Origin of the sequence: Shinella zoogloeoides (genome assembly GCF_022682305.1) — a bacterium.
Lineage (GTDB): Bacteria > Pseudomonadota > Alphaproteobacteria > Rhizobiales > Rhizobiaceae > Shinella > Shinella zoogloeoides_B.
Genome location: NZ_CP093528.1, coordinates 3,078,106 through 3,092,482, shown reverse-complemented (window position 1 = coordinate 3,092,482; position 14,377 = coordinate 3,078,106). Strand labels below are relative to the sequence as shown.

Annotated in this window: 12 protein-coding genes; 1 reads left to right on the top strand and 11 read right to left on the bottom strand. The window is 65.0% G+C overall.

The genetic code is table 11. The annotated features are described in order from the left end of the window. Positions 1-16: 16 nt before the first annotated feature. The 6 genes from MOE34_RS15445 to MOE34_RS15420 all read right to left on the bottom strand — a co-directional run bounded on the left by MOE34_RS15445 (position 17) and on the right by MOE34_RS15420 (position 6,598). Entirely contained in the window at positions 17-793 is a 777-nt protein-coding gene (locus MOE34_RS15445; RefSeq protein WP_242218247.1) for a 3-ketoacyl-ACP reductase, read from the bottom strand. Further along, the gene (locus tag MOE34_RS15440; RefSeq protein WP_242218245.1) at positions 790-2,298 is read right to left on the bottom strand and encodes a GMC oxidoreductase; all 1,509 of its coding nucleotides are present in this window, start codon (positions 2,296-2,298) and stop codon (positions 790-792) included. Before MOE34_RS15440 ends, MOE34_RS15445 begins: the two co-directional genes overlap by 4 nt. A gap of 9 nt (positions 2,299-2,307) precedes the next feature. Then, entirely contained in the window at positions 2,308-3,423 is a 1,116-nt protein-coding gene (locus MOE34_RS15435; protein WP_242218243.1) for an ABC transporter ATP-binding protein, read from the bottom strand. Positions 3,424-3,428: 5 nt separating this feature from the next. Beyond that, positions 3,429-4,310: a carbohydrate ABC transporter permease gene (locus MOE34_RS15430; protein WP_242218241.1), complete on the bottom strand. Its 882-nt coding sequence runs from the start codon at positions 4,308-4,310 to the stop codon at positions 3,429-3,431. Further along, the gene (locus MOE34_RS15425) at positions 4,307-5,188 is read right to left on the bottom strand and encodes a carbohydrate ABC transporter permease (protein ID WP_119256563.1); all 882 of its coding nucleotides are present in this window, start codon (positions 5,186-5,188) and stop codon (positions 4,307-4,309) included. Before MOE34_RS15425 ends, MOE34_RS15430 begins: the two co-directional genes overlap by 4 nt. 159 nt (positions 5,189-5,347) lie before the next feature. Then, a complete protein-coding gene (locus tag MOE34_RS15420) occupies positions 5,348-6,598 on the bottom strand; it encodes an ABC transporter substrate-binding protein (protein WP_242218239.1) in 1,251 nt (416 codons plus the stop codon). A 377-nt stretch (positions 6,599-6,975) separates the two neighbouring features. Here MOE34_RS15420 and MOE34_RS15415 point away from each other — a divergent pair, with 377 nt between their 5' ends. Beyond that, positions 6,976-7,983, top strand: coding sequence for a LacI family transcriptional regulator (locus tag MOE34_RS15415; RefSeq protein WP_242224087.1), 1,008 nt, complete (start codon positions 6,976-6,978; stop codon positions 7,981-7,983). Positions 7,984-8,204: 221 nt separating this feature from the next. Here MOE34_RS15415 and MOE34_RS15410 read toward each other — a convergent pair whose 3' ends face one another. Genes MOE34_RS15410 through MOE34_RS15390 form a run of 5 tightly spaced genes read right to left on the bottom strand, consistent with a single transcriptional unit; the run spans position 8,205 to position 14,140 of the window. Further along, positions 8,205-9,710 carry an aldehyde dehydrogenase family protein gene (locus tag MOE34_RS15410; protein ID WP_242218237.1) on the bottom strand — a complete coding sequence of 502 codons (1,506 nt, stop codon included), beginning with the start codon at positions 9,708-9,710 and terminating at the stop codon, positions 8,205-8,207. After that, positions 9,710-10,489, bottom strand: a complete 780-nt coding sequence (locus tag MOE34_RS15405) for an enoyl-CoA hydratase/isomerase family protein (protein ID WP_242218235.1) — start codon at positions 10,487-10,489, stop codon at positions 9,710-9,712. The genes MOE34_RS15410 and MOE34_RS15405 overlap by 1 nt, the downstream gene beginning before the upstream one ends. Beyond that, complete coding sequence (locus tag MOE34_RS15400; RefSeq protein WP_242218234.1) at positions 10,482-12,095, bottom strand: acyl CoA:acetate/3-ketoacid CoA transferase; 1,614 nt, start codon at positions 12,093-12,095, stop codon at positions 10,482-10,484. The genes MOE34_RS15405 and MOE34_RS15400 overlap by 8 nt, the downstream gene beginning before the upstream one ends. 6 nt (positions 12,096-12,101) lie before the next feature. Then, positions 12,102-13,103, bottom strand: a complete 1,002-nt coding sequence (locus tag MOE34_RS15395) for a Gfo/Idh/MocA family protein (RefSeq protein WP_242218232.1) — start codon at positions 13,101-13,103, stop codon at positions 12,102-12,104. Continuing rightward, on the bottom strand, positions 13,100-14,140 hold the full coding sequence (locus MOE34_RS15390) for a LacI family DNA-binding transcriptional regulator (protein ID WP_242218231.1): 1,041 nt from the start codon (positions 14,138-14,140) through the stop codon (positions 13,100-13,102). The genes MOE34_RS15395 and MOE34_RS15390 overlap by 4 nt, the downstream gene beginning before the upstream one ends. Positions 14,141-14,377: the final 237 nt, after the last annotated feature.

Genomic DNA, 14,377 nt, shown 5'->3' with positions numbered 1-14,377 from the left:
GTGAGGGGCACCCCCGTCAAAGCCGCCCGATGGCGAGGCCACCGTCGAGATTGATTACCGAGCCGGTGGCGAAGGCGAACTTGCCGGCGGCGAGCGCCGCCGCGGCGTTGCCGATATCGCCAGGCTCGCCCCACCGTTTCATCGGCACGAGGCCGCTTTCGATGAGCGCGTCGTATTTCGCCGAGACGCCGGCCGTCATTTCGGACCGGATGATGCCGGGGCGGATCTCGAAGACCGAGATGCCGGTCTCCGCAAGCCGCAGTGCCAGACCCTGGCTGAAGGCGGCCAGTCCCGCCTTGGTCATGCAATAGTCGAGCCGTTCGGGCGAGGTGAGGCCGGCCGAAATCGAGGTGATGTTGATGATGGAACGCGGGCCGGTCGCCTGTTTCGAATGCAGCATCGCCTTCAGCACGGCCTGGGTGAAAAAGACGGTGCCGCGCAGGTTCGTCGCGACGATGGTGTCGAAATTGTCGGGCGCGAGATCGAGGAAATCGCCGCGCACGACGGAGGCGATGCCGGCATTGTTGACGAGGCAGCCGATGGCGCCAAGCCGGTCTTCGATGCTTGCTACGGTCGCCGCATGGCCGGAAACGTCGGCGAGGTCGCCTTTTAGGTAGATCGCCCGGGCGCCGAGCGCGCCAAGTTCGGCCAGCATGGCGTCGGTCACGGCATCGGCTTCGCCGATGCCGGTAATGGCGATATCGAAGCCTTCGGCGGCAAGGGCCTTGGCGATACCGAGGCCGATGCCGCGGCGGCCGCCGGTGACGATGGCGACGGAGCGGGATGCGGTCATGCGGCAAGGTCCCTCGATTGGATGTGGTTCGCCACCCGCAGCGCCTGCGCGGCGACCGTCAGCGCGGGGTTCACCGCGGCCGAGGTCGGCAGATAGGAAGCATCGACCACGAAGAGGTTCGGATGGTCATGGGCGCGGCACCAGATGTCGAGCGGCGCGTCCGCCGGATCGTTGCCGATGCGCACGGTGCCGCATTGATGCGAGGGCGTGCGTTTGTCGAAGGCGCGCGCGAGTACGATCGGGAAGCCCGCCTTTTTCAGCGCGCCCTTCAATTTCGCCACGAGGTCGAGATGGGCCTGCCAGTTGGTGCGGGTCCATTTCATGACGATGCGGTCGCGGTCGACCATGATGCGGCTTTCGGGATGCGGCAGGTCCTCGCTCATCGCGTAGAAATCGATGGCGCGGCCTGCCACCTGCTCCAGCAGCCATTCCGGCACGGAGGGCATGTTGGCCTTCAGGATTTTTCCCGAGACGCGGCCGAGAAGCTGCACATTGCCGAGCGGCGGGCCGCCATTGCCGTCCGAGAGGTAGTAGTCGTTGAACCCAAAACTCTTCTGATAGACGGACGTGTTGCGGTAGAAGGGCGAGAGGCCGATCACGGCGCTCGAATTGTGGTTCATGAAGTTGCGGCCGACCTGATCGGAGCTGTTGGCAAGCCCCTTCGGAAAGGCCTCCGAGGCCGAGCGCAGTAGGAGCACGGCCGATTGCACCGCGCCGGCTGAAAGGATCACCAGCTTCGGCGAAAGGCTTTCCGTCGTGTCGCCACGCTTGTAGTGCACGGTCGAGATGGTGCGGCCGTGCGGAGCGGTGGCAAGCCGTGTCACCCGGCAATTGGTGCGCAGCTCGACATTCGGATGTTTCAGCGCTTCGGCAAGCGCCGTGCTTTCCGCATCCATCTTGCCGTCATTGCAGTTCGGGTGCGCATCCCATGGCGTCTTCGCCTTTGCGAGCCAGCGGTCGATATCGACGCCGAGCGGCAGGGAATAGGGATGCAGCCCGTTCGCCCTCATCTTCGCGCGGACTTTCGCGATGGCCGGCTCGTCCGGCACGGGCGAGAAGGGGTAGGGGGCGGAATGGTGCGGCTCGGTCGGGTCTTCGCCGAGCGTGCCGCGCACGTTGTAGAGCTTTTCCGCGGCCGAATACCACGGCTCCAGCTCCTCGTAGGGGAAGGGCCAGGCGGGGGAGATGCCTTCGCGATGGCGCATCTCCTCGAAATCTTCCTTCCGGTAGCGCACGAGAACTGCGCCATAGAATTTTGAATTGCCGCCGACATTGTAGTAGTTGCCGGGGTTGAAGGCGGTGCCGTCGGCCTCGTACCACATCTCCTTCGGGCGAAAATGGCCGCGCTGGAAGATCGCGCGCTGGTCGCGGTTCTCCGGGCGGTCGGGCAGGTGGTCGCCCGCCTCGAGGATGACGATCCTCGCGCCCGTCGGGGCGAGTGCGGCGGCCATGGTGGAGCCGCCGATGCCCGATCCGATGATGACGATGTCCGGCTGCGTGGTCATGGAAAGTTCTCAGGCGATGCGAAGCTGGCTGGCGGGGTCGAAGAACACCGCCTTGTCGAGGTTGAAGGCAAGGCGCGCGGTCTGGCCGGCGGATATCCGCACATCGGCGCGAAGCCGCGCGACGATCTCCTTGCCGCCGAGCTGGGTGACGGCGAAGGTATCGGCGCCGGCCGGCTCCACCACTTCGATCAGGCAGTCGCCCTCGGCCACGGTGCGTGCATTGCGGTCCGCGCCATCAGGGTCGGTCAGCGCTTCCGGGCGGATACCGAAGATGATTTCCTTGCCGCCATAGGCCGAAAGGCTGGCCGGGGCATTCGGCACCGAGAGCACCAGCGGTTCGGCCTGATGGCGGGCGAGCGAGACGGCAAGGCCGGAGCCGTTGTTCTCGACCTTGCCCTTGAGCAGGTTCATCGCGGGCGAGCCCATGAAATCGGCGACGAAGGTGTTGGCCGGGTTGTTGTAGATTTCCGCCGGCGTGCCGAACTGCTGCAGCACGCCGTCCTTCAGCACGGCGATCTTGGTGGCGAGCGTCATCGCCTCGATCTGGTCATGCGTAACGTAGACGATGGTCGTTTTCATGCGGTGGTGCAGGCGCTTGATTTCCGTGCGCATGTCGACGCGCAGCTTGGCGTCGAGGTTCGACAGCGGCTCGTCGAACAGGAAGAGCTTCGGGTCACGCACTAGCGCCCGGCCCATGGCGACGCGCTGGCGCTGGCCGCCCGAGAGCTGGCCGGGCTTGCGCTCCAGCAGATGGCCGATCTGCAGCATGTCGGCGACCTGCTTGATCGCCTTGTCGCGCTCTTCCTTCGGAACACCTCGGATTTCCATGCCGAAGGCGATGTTCCCGGCGACCGTCATGTTCGGATAGAGCGCGTAGGACTGGAACACCATGGCGATGTCGCGCTTGGACGGGTGCAGGCCTGCGACCGAGCGCCCGTCGATGGCGATGTCGCCCGAGGAGATCGGCTCCAGCCCGGCGATGGTGTTGAGCAGCGTGGACTTGCCGCAGCCGGAGGGGCCGACGAGCACGAGGAAGCCGCCCTGCTCGATCTCCAGGTTGATGTCCTTCAGGATTTCCAGCGCACCGTAGGACTTGCGCAGATTGCTGATCTTGAGGAACGACATGAGCGTTATCCTTTCACGGCGCCGGACATCAGGCCGCGCACGAAATAGCGTCCGGAGACGATGTAGACGATGAGGGTGGGCAGGGCCGCGAGGATCGCGCCGGCAAAGTGCACGTTGTATTCCTTCACGCCCGTCGAGGAGGAGACGAGGTTGTTGAGCGCCACCGTCATCGGCGTCGTGTCCGCGCCGGAGAAGGAGGCGCCGAACAGGAAGTCGTTCCAGATATTGGTGAACTGCCAGATGACCGAGACGACGATGATCGGACCGGAGGAGGGCAGCAGGATGCGGTAGAAGATCTGGAAGAAGCTCGCTCCGTCGATCTGCGCCGCGCGCACCAGCTCGGTCGGGAAGTTCTCATAGTAGTTGCGGAAATAGAGCGTCGTGAAGCCGAGGCCGTAGATGATGTGCACGAAGGTGAGGCCCCAGATCGAGCCGGCCAGACCGACCATGCCGAGAATGCGCGCCATCGGAATGAGCACGATCTGGAACGGGATGAAGCAGGAGAGCAGCAAGAGGCCGAAGAAGACGTTCGAGCCCCTGAACTGCCACTTGGTCAGCACGTAGCCGTTCAGCGCGCCGATGATCGTGGAGATCGCAACGGCCGGCACGACCATCAGGATCGAGTTGATGAAGAAGGGGCGAAGGCCCGTCGGCTGCACGCCGATCTGCGCCGTCGACCAGGCGGAGATCCAGGGTTCGATCGTCCATTGCTGCGGCAGATTCAGCATGCCGCCCTGGCGGATTTCCTCCAGCGGCTTCAGCGAATTCACCAGCATCACATAGAGCGGCAGCAGGTAGTAGAACGCGAAGAGGATGAGGGCGGTGTAGATGAGGGCGCGCGTCAACTTGCCGTGGGTGATGATGTTGTCGGGGCTGGGAGCGCTCATCGGCCTTTGCCTCCGCGGATTTCGGAATAGAGATAGGGGATGATGATCGAGAAGATCATGACCAGCATGATGATCGCCGAGGAGGCGCCGATGCCCATCTGGTTGCGGGTGAAGGTGTAGGAATACATGAAGGTCGCCGGCAGTTCGGTCGCCTGTCCCGGCCCGCCGCCGGTCAGCGCCACGACGAGGTCGTAGGCCTTGATGGCGAGGTGGGCGAGCACGACGAAGGCGGAGAGGAAGACGGGGCGCATCAATGGAATGATGATGCGGCGGTAGATGGTGCCCGTCGTCGCGCCGTCGATCTGCGCGGCCTTGATGATCTCGTTGTCGACGCCGCGAAGGCCGGCGAGGAACATCGCCATGACGAAGCCGGAGGATTGCCAGACGGCGGCGATCACCACGCAGTAGATGGCGTAGTTGCGGTCCTTGATCCAGTTGAAGGCGAAGCTCTCCCAGCCCCACAGATGCATGGTGTTTTCAAGGCCGATGCCGGGGTCGAGGAACCATTTCCAGGCGGTGCCCGTCACGATGAAGGAGAGCGCCATCGGATAGAGGTAGATCGGCCTGAGGATGCCTTCCGCCCGGATCTTCTGGTCGAGCAGGATGGCGAGCGCCAGGCCCAGCACCGAGCAGATGACGATATAGAGCGAGGCGAAGATCGCAAGGTTGGAGATCGCCCGCCACCAGTGCGGCAGCGCCCAGAGCTTGGAATAGTTGCTCAGCCCCACGAAATTGTAGGAGGGCAGCATCTTGCTGTCCGTCAGCGACAGGAAGCCCGTATAGGCGATGAAGCCGTAGACGAAGACGAGCACGATGAGGAAACTGGGTGCCAGCACGAGCTTCGGCAGAAGCTCCTGCAGCCGGCTTCGGCTATCCATGGTCGATACCACCGTTTGTGTGTGTTTGCGGCGGCGGGGCCGCGCCCCTTATCCGCCTGCCGGCACCTTCTCCCCGCAGGCGGGGAGAAGGATGTTGCCGTGGCCTCTCCGTTTGCCTCTCCCCGTGAACGGGGAGAGGGTCGGGTGAGGGGCAGTTGCTTACTTTGCAGCCTCGACGGCGGCCTTCAGTTCCGTCACGGCTTCCTCGGAAGAAAGCTCGCCGTTGAACTGGCGGGTCACGACGTCGTAGATCGCGTTCTTGACGGAGGCCGGGTTTGCGTGGCCGTGGGCCATGGAGCCGAACAGCGTGCCGTTGGTGTTGGCTTCGGCAAGGTCCTTGATGGCCTTCTTGCCGCAATCATCGAAGGCCTCGTCCGAGACGTCCGTGCGGGCCGGGGCCGAACCCTTAACCACGTTGAAGGCCGACTGGAAGGCCGGGCTCTCGATGGCGGAAGCCATGGTGAGTTGGGCCGGAACCTTTTCGGCGGCAACCTTGAACATCGCGAACTGGTCGGAGTTGAAGGTCACGGAGCCCTGCGTGCCCGGGAAGCGCATGCAGACGAAGTCGCCGCCCGGCTTCTTGCCGGCCTTGATGAATTCGCCCTTTGCCCAGTCACCCATGAACTGCAGGCCGGCCTTGCCTTCGATGACCATGGCGGAAGCAAGGTTCCAGTCACGGCCCGAGAAGTTGTCGTCCACGTAGGAGCGCAGCTTCGTCATGCGGTCGAAGGCTTCCTTCATCTGGGCGCTGCCCAGCGTTTCCGGATCGAGGTCGATGAAGGCCTTCTTGTAGAAGTCGTTGCCGAAGGAGAGCACGACCGCGTCGAAGATCGTCGCGTCCTGCCACGGCTGGCCGCCATGGGCGACCGGCGTGATGCCCTGTTCCTTGAACTTGTCGAGAAGGGCGACGAGTTCATCCCAGTTCTGCGGCTCCTTGCCGCCCGCCTTGTCGAGCGCGGCCTTGTTGATCCACATCCAGTTGGTGGAGTGAACGTTGACCGGGGCGGCGATCCAGTGGCCGTCATACTTGGAGAACTGCTGCAGGGCGGTCGGGATTACCTTGTCCCAGCCTTCCTTGGCGGCGACTTCATCGAGATTGCCGAGTGCGCCTTCCTTGGCCCAGTCGAGAATGTCGAAGCCGAGCATCTGCACCGCGGTCGGCGCGTTGCCGGCCGTGACGCGGGCGCGTAGGACGGTCATCGCTTCCGTGCCGCCGCCGCCGGCAACCGGCATGTCGGTCCAGGTGATGCCCTTGGATTCGAGGTCCTTCTTGAGAACGTCGAGCGCGGCGGCTTCACCGCCCGAAGTCCACCAGTGGAGGACTTCCACATTTTCGGCTGCGCGGGCGGCGGTGCCACCCATGCCCATCAGCACTGCAATGGCTGCAGTGGTCGTCAGAAACTTGCGCATCGTATTCCTCCCGTTTGCAAGTTCATGGGCGAGAGCCTCCTCCCGCCGATTTCCCCGAGGCCCGAAGGCACGTCGGAATTTGGTCCATGGCTCAAAGCGCCGCGCCAATTTAAAACGTTGTAAATTTGCGGAGTCAAGCCGGGATGGAGTGCGGTGAAGGCTCTCTTGATAAATGCGGTAAATTCCGGAAGTGCAGGCATGTAAGCCATTCCGAACGGCTTTGTGCGGCGCACTGAAATCGTTTTAAATTCTGTGCGGCGCAAGATTGCCGAATGCCGGATGCGTCGATATGGTGCCGCCCATTGACTGACGCCATCCGAAGAAGCGTATCCGTGTCCCGCATCGACAAGCCCGCCGACAACGATCCCGCCCGCAGCATGCTTCGAGCCGGCAAGCCGACGCTGAAGACGATTGCGGAAATGACGGGACTTGCCATCACCACGGTTTCCCGTGCGCTCGGCAATGCGCCACAGATTTCCGAGGCGACGCGCCGCCGGGTCCATGAGGTTGCCGCCGAAATCGGCTACCTGCCGGACCGCGCGGCCCAGCGCCTCAAGACCGGCCGTACCAATGTCATTTCCGTGCTTCTCGACCCGCACGAGGAAATCCTCGGCTTCGGCACGTCCATCATGCATGGCCTGGCGCGCGCGCTGCAGGCGACGCCCTACCACCTCATCGTCACGCCGAATTTCCTCGACGGCAGCAATGTCGATGCGGTCAACTACATCATCCGCAACGGCATGGCCGACGGCCTGATCTTCTCGCGCACCGAGCCGTTCGACCCGCGCGTGCGGCTGCTTCTGGAAAACGGCTTTCCCTTCGTCACCCACGGTCGCACGGAATTCTCCACCCCGCATGCCTTCGTCGACTACGACAATTTCGCCTTCGCCTACGAGGCGACGAAGCGCCTCATCGCCAAGGGTCGGCGCAAGGTGACGATCATCCTGCCGCCGAAGCGGTTGACCTTCCATCAGCATATGCTGCACGGCTTCATGACCGCCGTGCGCGAGGCCGGCGTCGCCTATGAGATTCCCGATACGCTCGACCTCGACAGCCCCGCCGATACGATCCGCGACACCATGCGCCGCCGTAGCGGCGAACCCGATCCTCCTGACGGCATCACCTGTCCCGGCGAAGTCTCCGCGCTCGCCACCATCACCGGCATGAGCGACAACGGGCTTTCGCTCGGCGTGGAATATGACATCGTCGGCAAGCAGACCTCGCGCCTGCTTAGCCAGATCCAGCCGAAGGTCGAGACCATCCACGAGGACCTGCCGGCGGCAGGCGAGGCCATGGGCCGGCTGCTGCTGCGGCGCATCGCCGGCGAGCCGGTGGAGGATCTCACCCTGCTGCAAAGCCCGCAATTCAGCTTCCCGACGCCGTGAGGCACAGCGGTTGCCGCCTGCCGATCTTCCCCCTTGTGGGGGAGATGCCCGGCAGGGCAGAGGGGGGTGGAGCTTACCGCCTTCTGAAACGGTTCGGTTTGCCGCGCCGCCGCTACCCCCCTCTGTCGCCTTCGGCGACATCTCCCCCACAAGGGGGGAGATCGAGCGGCGCTTCCGGCGCTGCTCAATGTCCTCGCCTTCAATGGAGAAGATGTTTTGGTTCATCGCGGCATCCACCAGCCGGTGCGCGCGCCCATATGCATGTTGAGCGTCTTGGTTTCCGTATAGTCCTCCACCGCATGGCGGCCGAGTTCGCGGCCGAGGCCGGATTGGCGGTAGCCGCCGAAGGGCAGTTCCGACGCGCCGTCCATGAAGGTGTTCATCCAGATCGTGCCGGCGCGCACCTTGCGGCCGATGGTCAGGCACGTATCGAAATCGCGGCTCCAGACGCCGGCCGAAAGGCCGTAGTCGATGGCGTTGGCGATGCGGATCGCCTCGTCCGTGGTCTCGAAGGTCAGCACGGAGAGGACCGGGCCGAACACTTCTTCACGGGCAACCGCCATGTCCGGCTTCACGCCCGACAGGATCGTTGGCGCCATGAACTGGCCGAGGCCGAGATCGAGTGCAGTCCCGCCGAGCGCGACGGATGCCCCGGCCTTCGCCGCGCCATCGACATAGGTGCCGATCTTTTCGAGATGCTGCGGCGTGATGATCGCGCCGACCTGCGTCGTCGGGTCGAGCGGATCGCCGACCTTCACCTTCTTCGCCAGTTCCGCCACGCGCGCGGTCACGTCCGCTGCAATGGACTTGTGCAGGATCAGCCGCGAGCCGGCATTGCAGCATTCGCCGGCATTGAAATAGGCGCCGAAGACGGCGGCGTCGATGAATTCGTCGAGATTGGCGTCGGGGAAGACGATCTGCGGGTTCTTGCCGCCGAGTTCCAGCGACACCTTCTTCAGGGTCTGGGCGGCGTTCGCCATGGTCAGGCGGCCGACACCGGTGGAGCCGGTGAAGGAGACCATGTCGACATCGGGATGCGTCGTCATCGGCGCGCCGACTTCCGGGCCGGTGCCGGTGACGATGTTGACGACGCCGGCCGGCACACCGGCCTCGATGAGGATTTCACCGAGAAGAAGCGTCGAGCCTGACGTCAGCTCGGAAGGCTTGACGACCGTCGTGCAGCCGGCGGCGAGCGCGAATGGTAATTTCTGGCTTACGATCAGGAAGGGGAAGTTCCAGGGCGTGATGATCGAGACGACGCCGATCGCCTCGCGCAGCACGACGCCGAGCGTGCCTTCGCCCAGCGTGTTGTAGCTCTCGCCGTGGAGATCGCGCGCCAGTGCCGCGGCATAGCGCCAGATATCGGCCGCGCCGCCAAGCTCGCCCTTGGCCTGGCTGATCGGCTTGCCGCTTTCGATGCAGTCGAGGAAGGCAAGTTCGTCGGCCTTCGCTGCGATGAGATCGGCGGCTCTCAGCAGGATGTTGGAGCGCTCCGCACCTGTCATGCGTGGCCACGGACCGTCATCGAAGGCCTTGCGGGCGGCGGCGATGGCGCGCTCGGCATCGGCCTTCGTGCCGGCCGGATAGCGGCTGACGACGACGCCATGACCCGGCGCGACGCGTTCGAGCGCGCTGCCGGCGCCTTCCGTCCATACGCCGTCGATCAGCATGCGGAAATCGCGCGCCTTGAAATCGTCGAGCGCCTTGGGTTTCACATGCGCGGTCATTACCATTCTCCCTTGAAGTCTGCGGGGCGTTTTCCCGTGAAGGCGGCGACGCCTTCCTTGAGGTCCCCGGTCTTAGCGACGAGGATGGAGCCGAGGGCTTCCACCGCCGCGCCGTTGTCCTCGCCATTCGCCACCGAAATCATCAGCTTGGAAATCTCCGTCGCCGCCGGCCCGCGCGCGGCGATGCGCGCCGCGTAGGCCCGGGCGGCTTCGACGGCCGTTCCGGTCTCAACGACCTGATCGACGATGCCGAGCGTTGCCGCTTCCTCCGCCGTCAGCACCTCGCCGCCCAGCAGCATGCGCCGCACCGCCTGCGCGCCGAAACGCTTCACCAGCCGCTGCGTGCCGGACCAGCCGGGCACCATGCCAAGGCCGGCTTCCGGCAGGCCGATCTTCACCTGCGTCTCGGCAATGCGGATATCGGCGGCAGCAGCCAGTTCCAGTCCGCCACCCAGCGCATGGCCGTTGACGGCGGCGACCAGCGGCATGCGCAACGTCGCCAGCCGCTCGAAGACGCGGTGGCCGAAGCGCACCCAGGCGTGGCCGAATTCGTTGGCTTCCATGCCCGCCCAGGCGCGGATGTCGCCGCCGGCGGAAAAGGCCTTGCCCTCGCCGGTGAGAATGGCGACGCGCACGGCCGCATTGGCTTCCACCGTATCGCAGGCGGCGGAAAGCTCCTTCAGCATGTCGATATCGAAGGCGTTCAGCTTTTCCGGCCGCGCGACCGATATCGTCGCGACGGGGCCGTCAATAGCGATGCGGATGCGCGGCTCAGCCATGGTTCGCCCCCGCAAGCCGGCGCGGCGCCTTGTTGGGCAATGTCAGGCCGATCGGCGCATCGGTGAATAGGCGTGCATCCATCACCTTGAGGCCCGGCGAGACGATCAGCGGGAATTCCGACTGGTCGAGGATATGCGTCTTGAGGTCGACGCCCGGCGCGATCTCGGTGAGCACGATGCCCTCGGGCGTCAGCTTCATCACGCAGCGCTCGGTGACATAGGTGATGTTCTGTCCCTGCGCCACGCCGCGCGGGCCGGAGAACGTGACGTGCTCGACCGCGTTGACCAGCTTCTTGAGCTTGCCTTCCTTTTCGATGACGAGCTTGCCGTCCGCTATAGTGAGCTTCGCGCCGGCATTGAACATGCCCGAGAAGACGACCTTCTTCGCCCGCGCCGTGATGTCGACGAAGCCGCCGCAGCCGGCCGTCACATGCGGGCGGAAGGAGAGCTTGGAAACGTTGACCGATCCGTCCCTGCCGATCTCCAGGAAGGAGAGCAGCGAGGCGTCGAAGCCTGCGCCCTGGAAATAGGTGAACTGGTAGGGCGAGGGCATGAAGGCATCGGCATTGGAGGCGCAGCCGAAGGCGAAGTCGAGCAGCGGCACGCCGCCGACGGCACCCTGTTCGATCACCCAGGTGACGGCCCCGTGCAGGCCCTCCTCCATGAGGATGCGCGGCACATTGGCGGAAATGCCGAAGCCGAGATTGACGGCGCTGCCGGCCTCGAGCTCCTCGGCCACCCGGCGGGCGATGACCTTCTGGATGTTGAATTCCGGAACACGGAAACTGTCGAGCGGCCGGAAGATCTCGCCCGAAATGGCGGGATCGTAGAGCGTCTGCGTCGTCTGCTTCTGCTCGGGATCGACCACGATGTAATCGACCAGAACGCCCGGCACGCGCACGTCATGCGGCTTCAGCGAGCCTTCCTTGGCGAGGCGCTTGACCTGCGCAATGACGATGCCGCCATTGTTGCGGGCGGCGAGCGCCTGGTCGAGGCCACCGAGATAGGCCCCTTCATGCTCGTAGGTGAGGTTGCCGCGCTCGTCCGCGGTGGTGGCGCGGATGATGGCGACCTGTGGCGCGATGGCCTTGAAGTACAGCCACTCCTCGCCGCCGAAGGTGATCTTCTCGACGACAGCTTCGGCCGCCGCCTTGTCGTTCATCGCGCAGCCCTCGCGGCTCGGATCGACGAAGGTATCGAGCCCGACCTTGGTGATGACGCCGGGGCGCTTTGCGGCGGCTTCGCGATGCATGTCGAAGAGGATGCCGGAGGGGACGTTGTAGGCGGGGATCTCGTTGCCGGTAATCATCTGCCAGATCAGCGGCGGCTCGGAGGAGGACGGGCCGGACGGATAGGAACCGGCCAGCACCTTGGCGAGCAGGCCCTGCCTGGCGATGTAGTCGATGCCCTTGATGCCGCTCATGTCGCCGGCCGCGATGGGGTGCAGCGTCGTGATGTTCCGCGGGTGGCCGGTCTCATCGAAACGCTCGCCGATGGCCTTCAGCGTCAGGTCCGGGCAGCCGAGGCCGGAGGAGGAGGAGACCGAGACGACGGCCCCGTCGGGAATGAGGTCTGCGGCCTGGCGCGGGGTGATATGCTTGCTCATGATGCTTCAGAATCCGGTTTCGATGCGGACGGCCTTGCCCGTGCGGGCCGCCTCGACGACGGCAAGGCCGGTCGCCAGCGACCAGACGCCGTCCTCGCCCGTGGCGGAGGGCTGCCCCTTGCCGGCGACGGCGGCGTGGAAGGCGGAAAGGGCGGTTTCGTAGAGATTTTTATGGTCGAGCGGCAGGTCGTGTTCGCCTTCCGCATCGCGGAGCGTCACCGTGCCCACGGCGCGCTGCGTCATCACGTTGCGGCCGATCAGCGAGCCGTCCGTGCCGTGCACCTCGAGGCCCGTTTCGGCGAATTTCGTGGTGAAACCGTCGTGGAACTGGGCGATGACGCCGTTCTCGAAACGCAGCACGCCCATGGCGGCATCCTCCAGCCCGGCCTGGCCCATGCCGCCGGCCTGCGAGAAGGCAATGGCCTCCACAGGGTCGCTATCCAGCACGAAGCGCAGCGTATCGGCATCGTGCACGGTGATGTCGAGGATCACGCCGCCGCCGGCTTCCGGCTTGTCGAGCCGCCAGCCCTGCAGGTGCGGCGGCAGGTAGACGGCGTGGAAGACGCGGGCGGCAAGCGGCGTGCCGATACGGCCGGCCTTGATCGCCTCGCGCATCGCCCGGTGCGTGGCGGCGTTGCGCAGGTGATGGTTGGTCGCCATGACGACGCCGGCATCCTTCGCGGCCTTCACCATGGCCCGGGCATCCTCCAGAGCCATGGCGAGCGGCTTTTCGCAGAGGATATGCTTGCCGGCCTTCGCGGCGGCCAGCGCCTGATCGCGGTGCAGCTCGTTGGTGGTGGAGATGTAGACGGCGTCGATCTCGGGATCGTTCACCAGCGCATCGAGTGTCGCCACAGACTTCGCGATGCCCTGTTCGGCCGCATAGGCCTTGCCGCGTTCCGCGCTGGTGCTCATGACGGAGACGACTTCGCCGCCCGTCGCGCGGATCGCACCGATCACCCATTCCTTCGCGATCGTGCTCGCCCCGATCAATCCCCAGCGCGTCATGCCGACATCCTCTTCGTCTTGCGGCCGGCGCCGCAGCTTTCGCGCACGACGAGGCGCACGGAGCTGACGATGGCTTCGGGTTCCGCCCGGCCGGCATTGATCTGTTTCAGGAGAAGCTGCGCCGCCCGCCGGCCCATGCCCTGCGGATCGACGGAGACGGTCGTCAGCGCCGGTACGGCGGTCTCGGCCTCGATTACGTCGTCGAAGCCGACCACGCCGAAATCACGGCCGGGTTCCTTGCCGCCGGCGCGCAGCCCGTCGCAGACGCCGAAGGCGGCCGCGTCGTTGAAGCAGAGGGCGGCCGTCGGCTGGTCGGGCAAGAGCAGCGCGCGCTCGATGGCCGCGACGCCCCCGGCGCGCGAGGCCGTCGTGCCGATGACCAGCGCATCCGGTGCCTCGAGGCCGGCTTCGGCCAGCGCGTCGCGCCAGCCCTCGACGCGCTCGGTGAAGACCGTCGTATTGGCGATGCCGCCGAGGAAAGCGATGCGGCGGTGGCCGAGCGAGATAAGGTGCCGCACGGCATCCTTCGCGCCGGCATAATTATCGGAAAAGAGCGAGGAGACCTTCGCACCCACCACATTGCGCACCACGGCGACGACGGGAATGCCGCTAGCGGTGAGCTGCTTGAGGTCCGCCGCTTCCGTGCCGCGGGCGGGCGAGAGGATGAGGCCGGCGATGCCGTGCTCGCGCATGGAGGCGATGACCTCGCGCTGGCGATCGACGCTTTCGGCGGAGTTCGACAGGAACTGCACATAGCCGGCCGACTGCATGACCATGTCCATGCCGACGGCAAGCTCCGCGAAGAAGGAGTTGGTGAGGTCGTTGACGATGATGCCGATGATCCGTGAGGCGGCGGCCTGGCGCAGGTTCGCCGCGCCGCGATTGTAGACATAGCCGAGCTCGCGGATGACCGCGTTCACCCTGGCGCGCGTCGCCTCGTTGACGAGGGGGCTCGCCTGCAGGACGAGCGACACGGTCGATTTCGACACGCCGGCGGCGCGCGCAATATCGACAACGGTCACCCGGCTCTTGTTCACGATAATCCTCCCTGCGCGGGTGTAATGGCCCGCTTGTTGTTGGGTAATTAATTGGATCGTTCCAAATTTGTCAAGCGTGAATTCGGGCGATGGCGTGCCGGCTTCGACTGCTTTCTATCTTCACCTCCCGCTCATGCAAACCCACTGGTCTCGGCGGCGTCCGTAGCGTATTGATCTTCTCCGTGCGCCGAGCGCTGCCCTCAAAATCACCCTTGAAATTTGGAACGATCTAAATTA

Coding starts and splice junctions, on each gene's coding strand:
- MOE34_RS15425 (WP_119256563.1), bottom strand. CDS start 5,188: ATGGATAGCCGAAGCCGGCTGCAGGAGCTTCTGCCGAAGCTCGTGCTG.
- MOE34_RS15445 (WP_242218247.1), bottom strand. CDS start 793: ATGACCGCATCCCGCTCCGTCGCCATCGTCACCGGCGGCCGCCGCGGC.
- MOE34_RS15395 (WP_242218232.1), bottom strand. CDS start 13,103: ATGACGCGCTGGGGATTGATCGGGGCGAGCACGATCGCGAAGGAATGG.
- MOE34_RS15440 (WP_242218245.1), bottom strand. CDS start 2,298: ATGACCACGCAGCCGGACATCGTCATCATCGGATCGGGCATCGGCGGC.
- MOE34_RS15435 (WP_242218243.1), bottom strand. CDS start 3,423: ATGTCGTTCCTCAAGATCAGCAATCTGCGCAAGTCCTACGGTGCGCTG.
- MOE34_RS15430 (WP_242218241.1), bottom strand. CDS start 4,310: ATGAGCGCTCCCAGCCCCGACAACATCATCACCCACGGCAAGTTGACG.
- MOE34_RS15415 (WP_242224087.1), top strand. CDS start 6,976: ATGCTTCGAGCCGGCAAGCCGACGCTGAAGACGATTGCGGAAATGACG.
- MOE34_RS15410 (WP_242218237.1), bottom strand. CDS start 9,710: ATGACCGCGCATGTGAAACCCAAGGCGCTCGACGATTTCAAGGCGCGC.
- MOE34_RS15420 (WP_242218239.1), bottom strand. CDS start 6,598: ATGCGCAAGTTTCTGACGACCACTGCAGCCATTGCAGTGCTGATGGGC.
- MOE34_RS15405 (WP_242218235.1), bottom strand. CDS start 10,489: ATGGCTGAGCCGCGCATCCGCATCGCTATTGACGGCCCCGTCGCGACG.
- MOE34_RS15400 (WP_242218234.1), bottom strand. CDS start 12,095: ATGAGCAAGCATATCACCCCGCGCCAGGCCGCAGACCTCATTCCCGAC.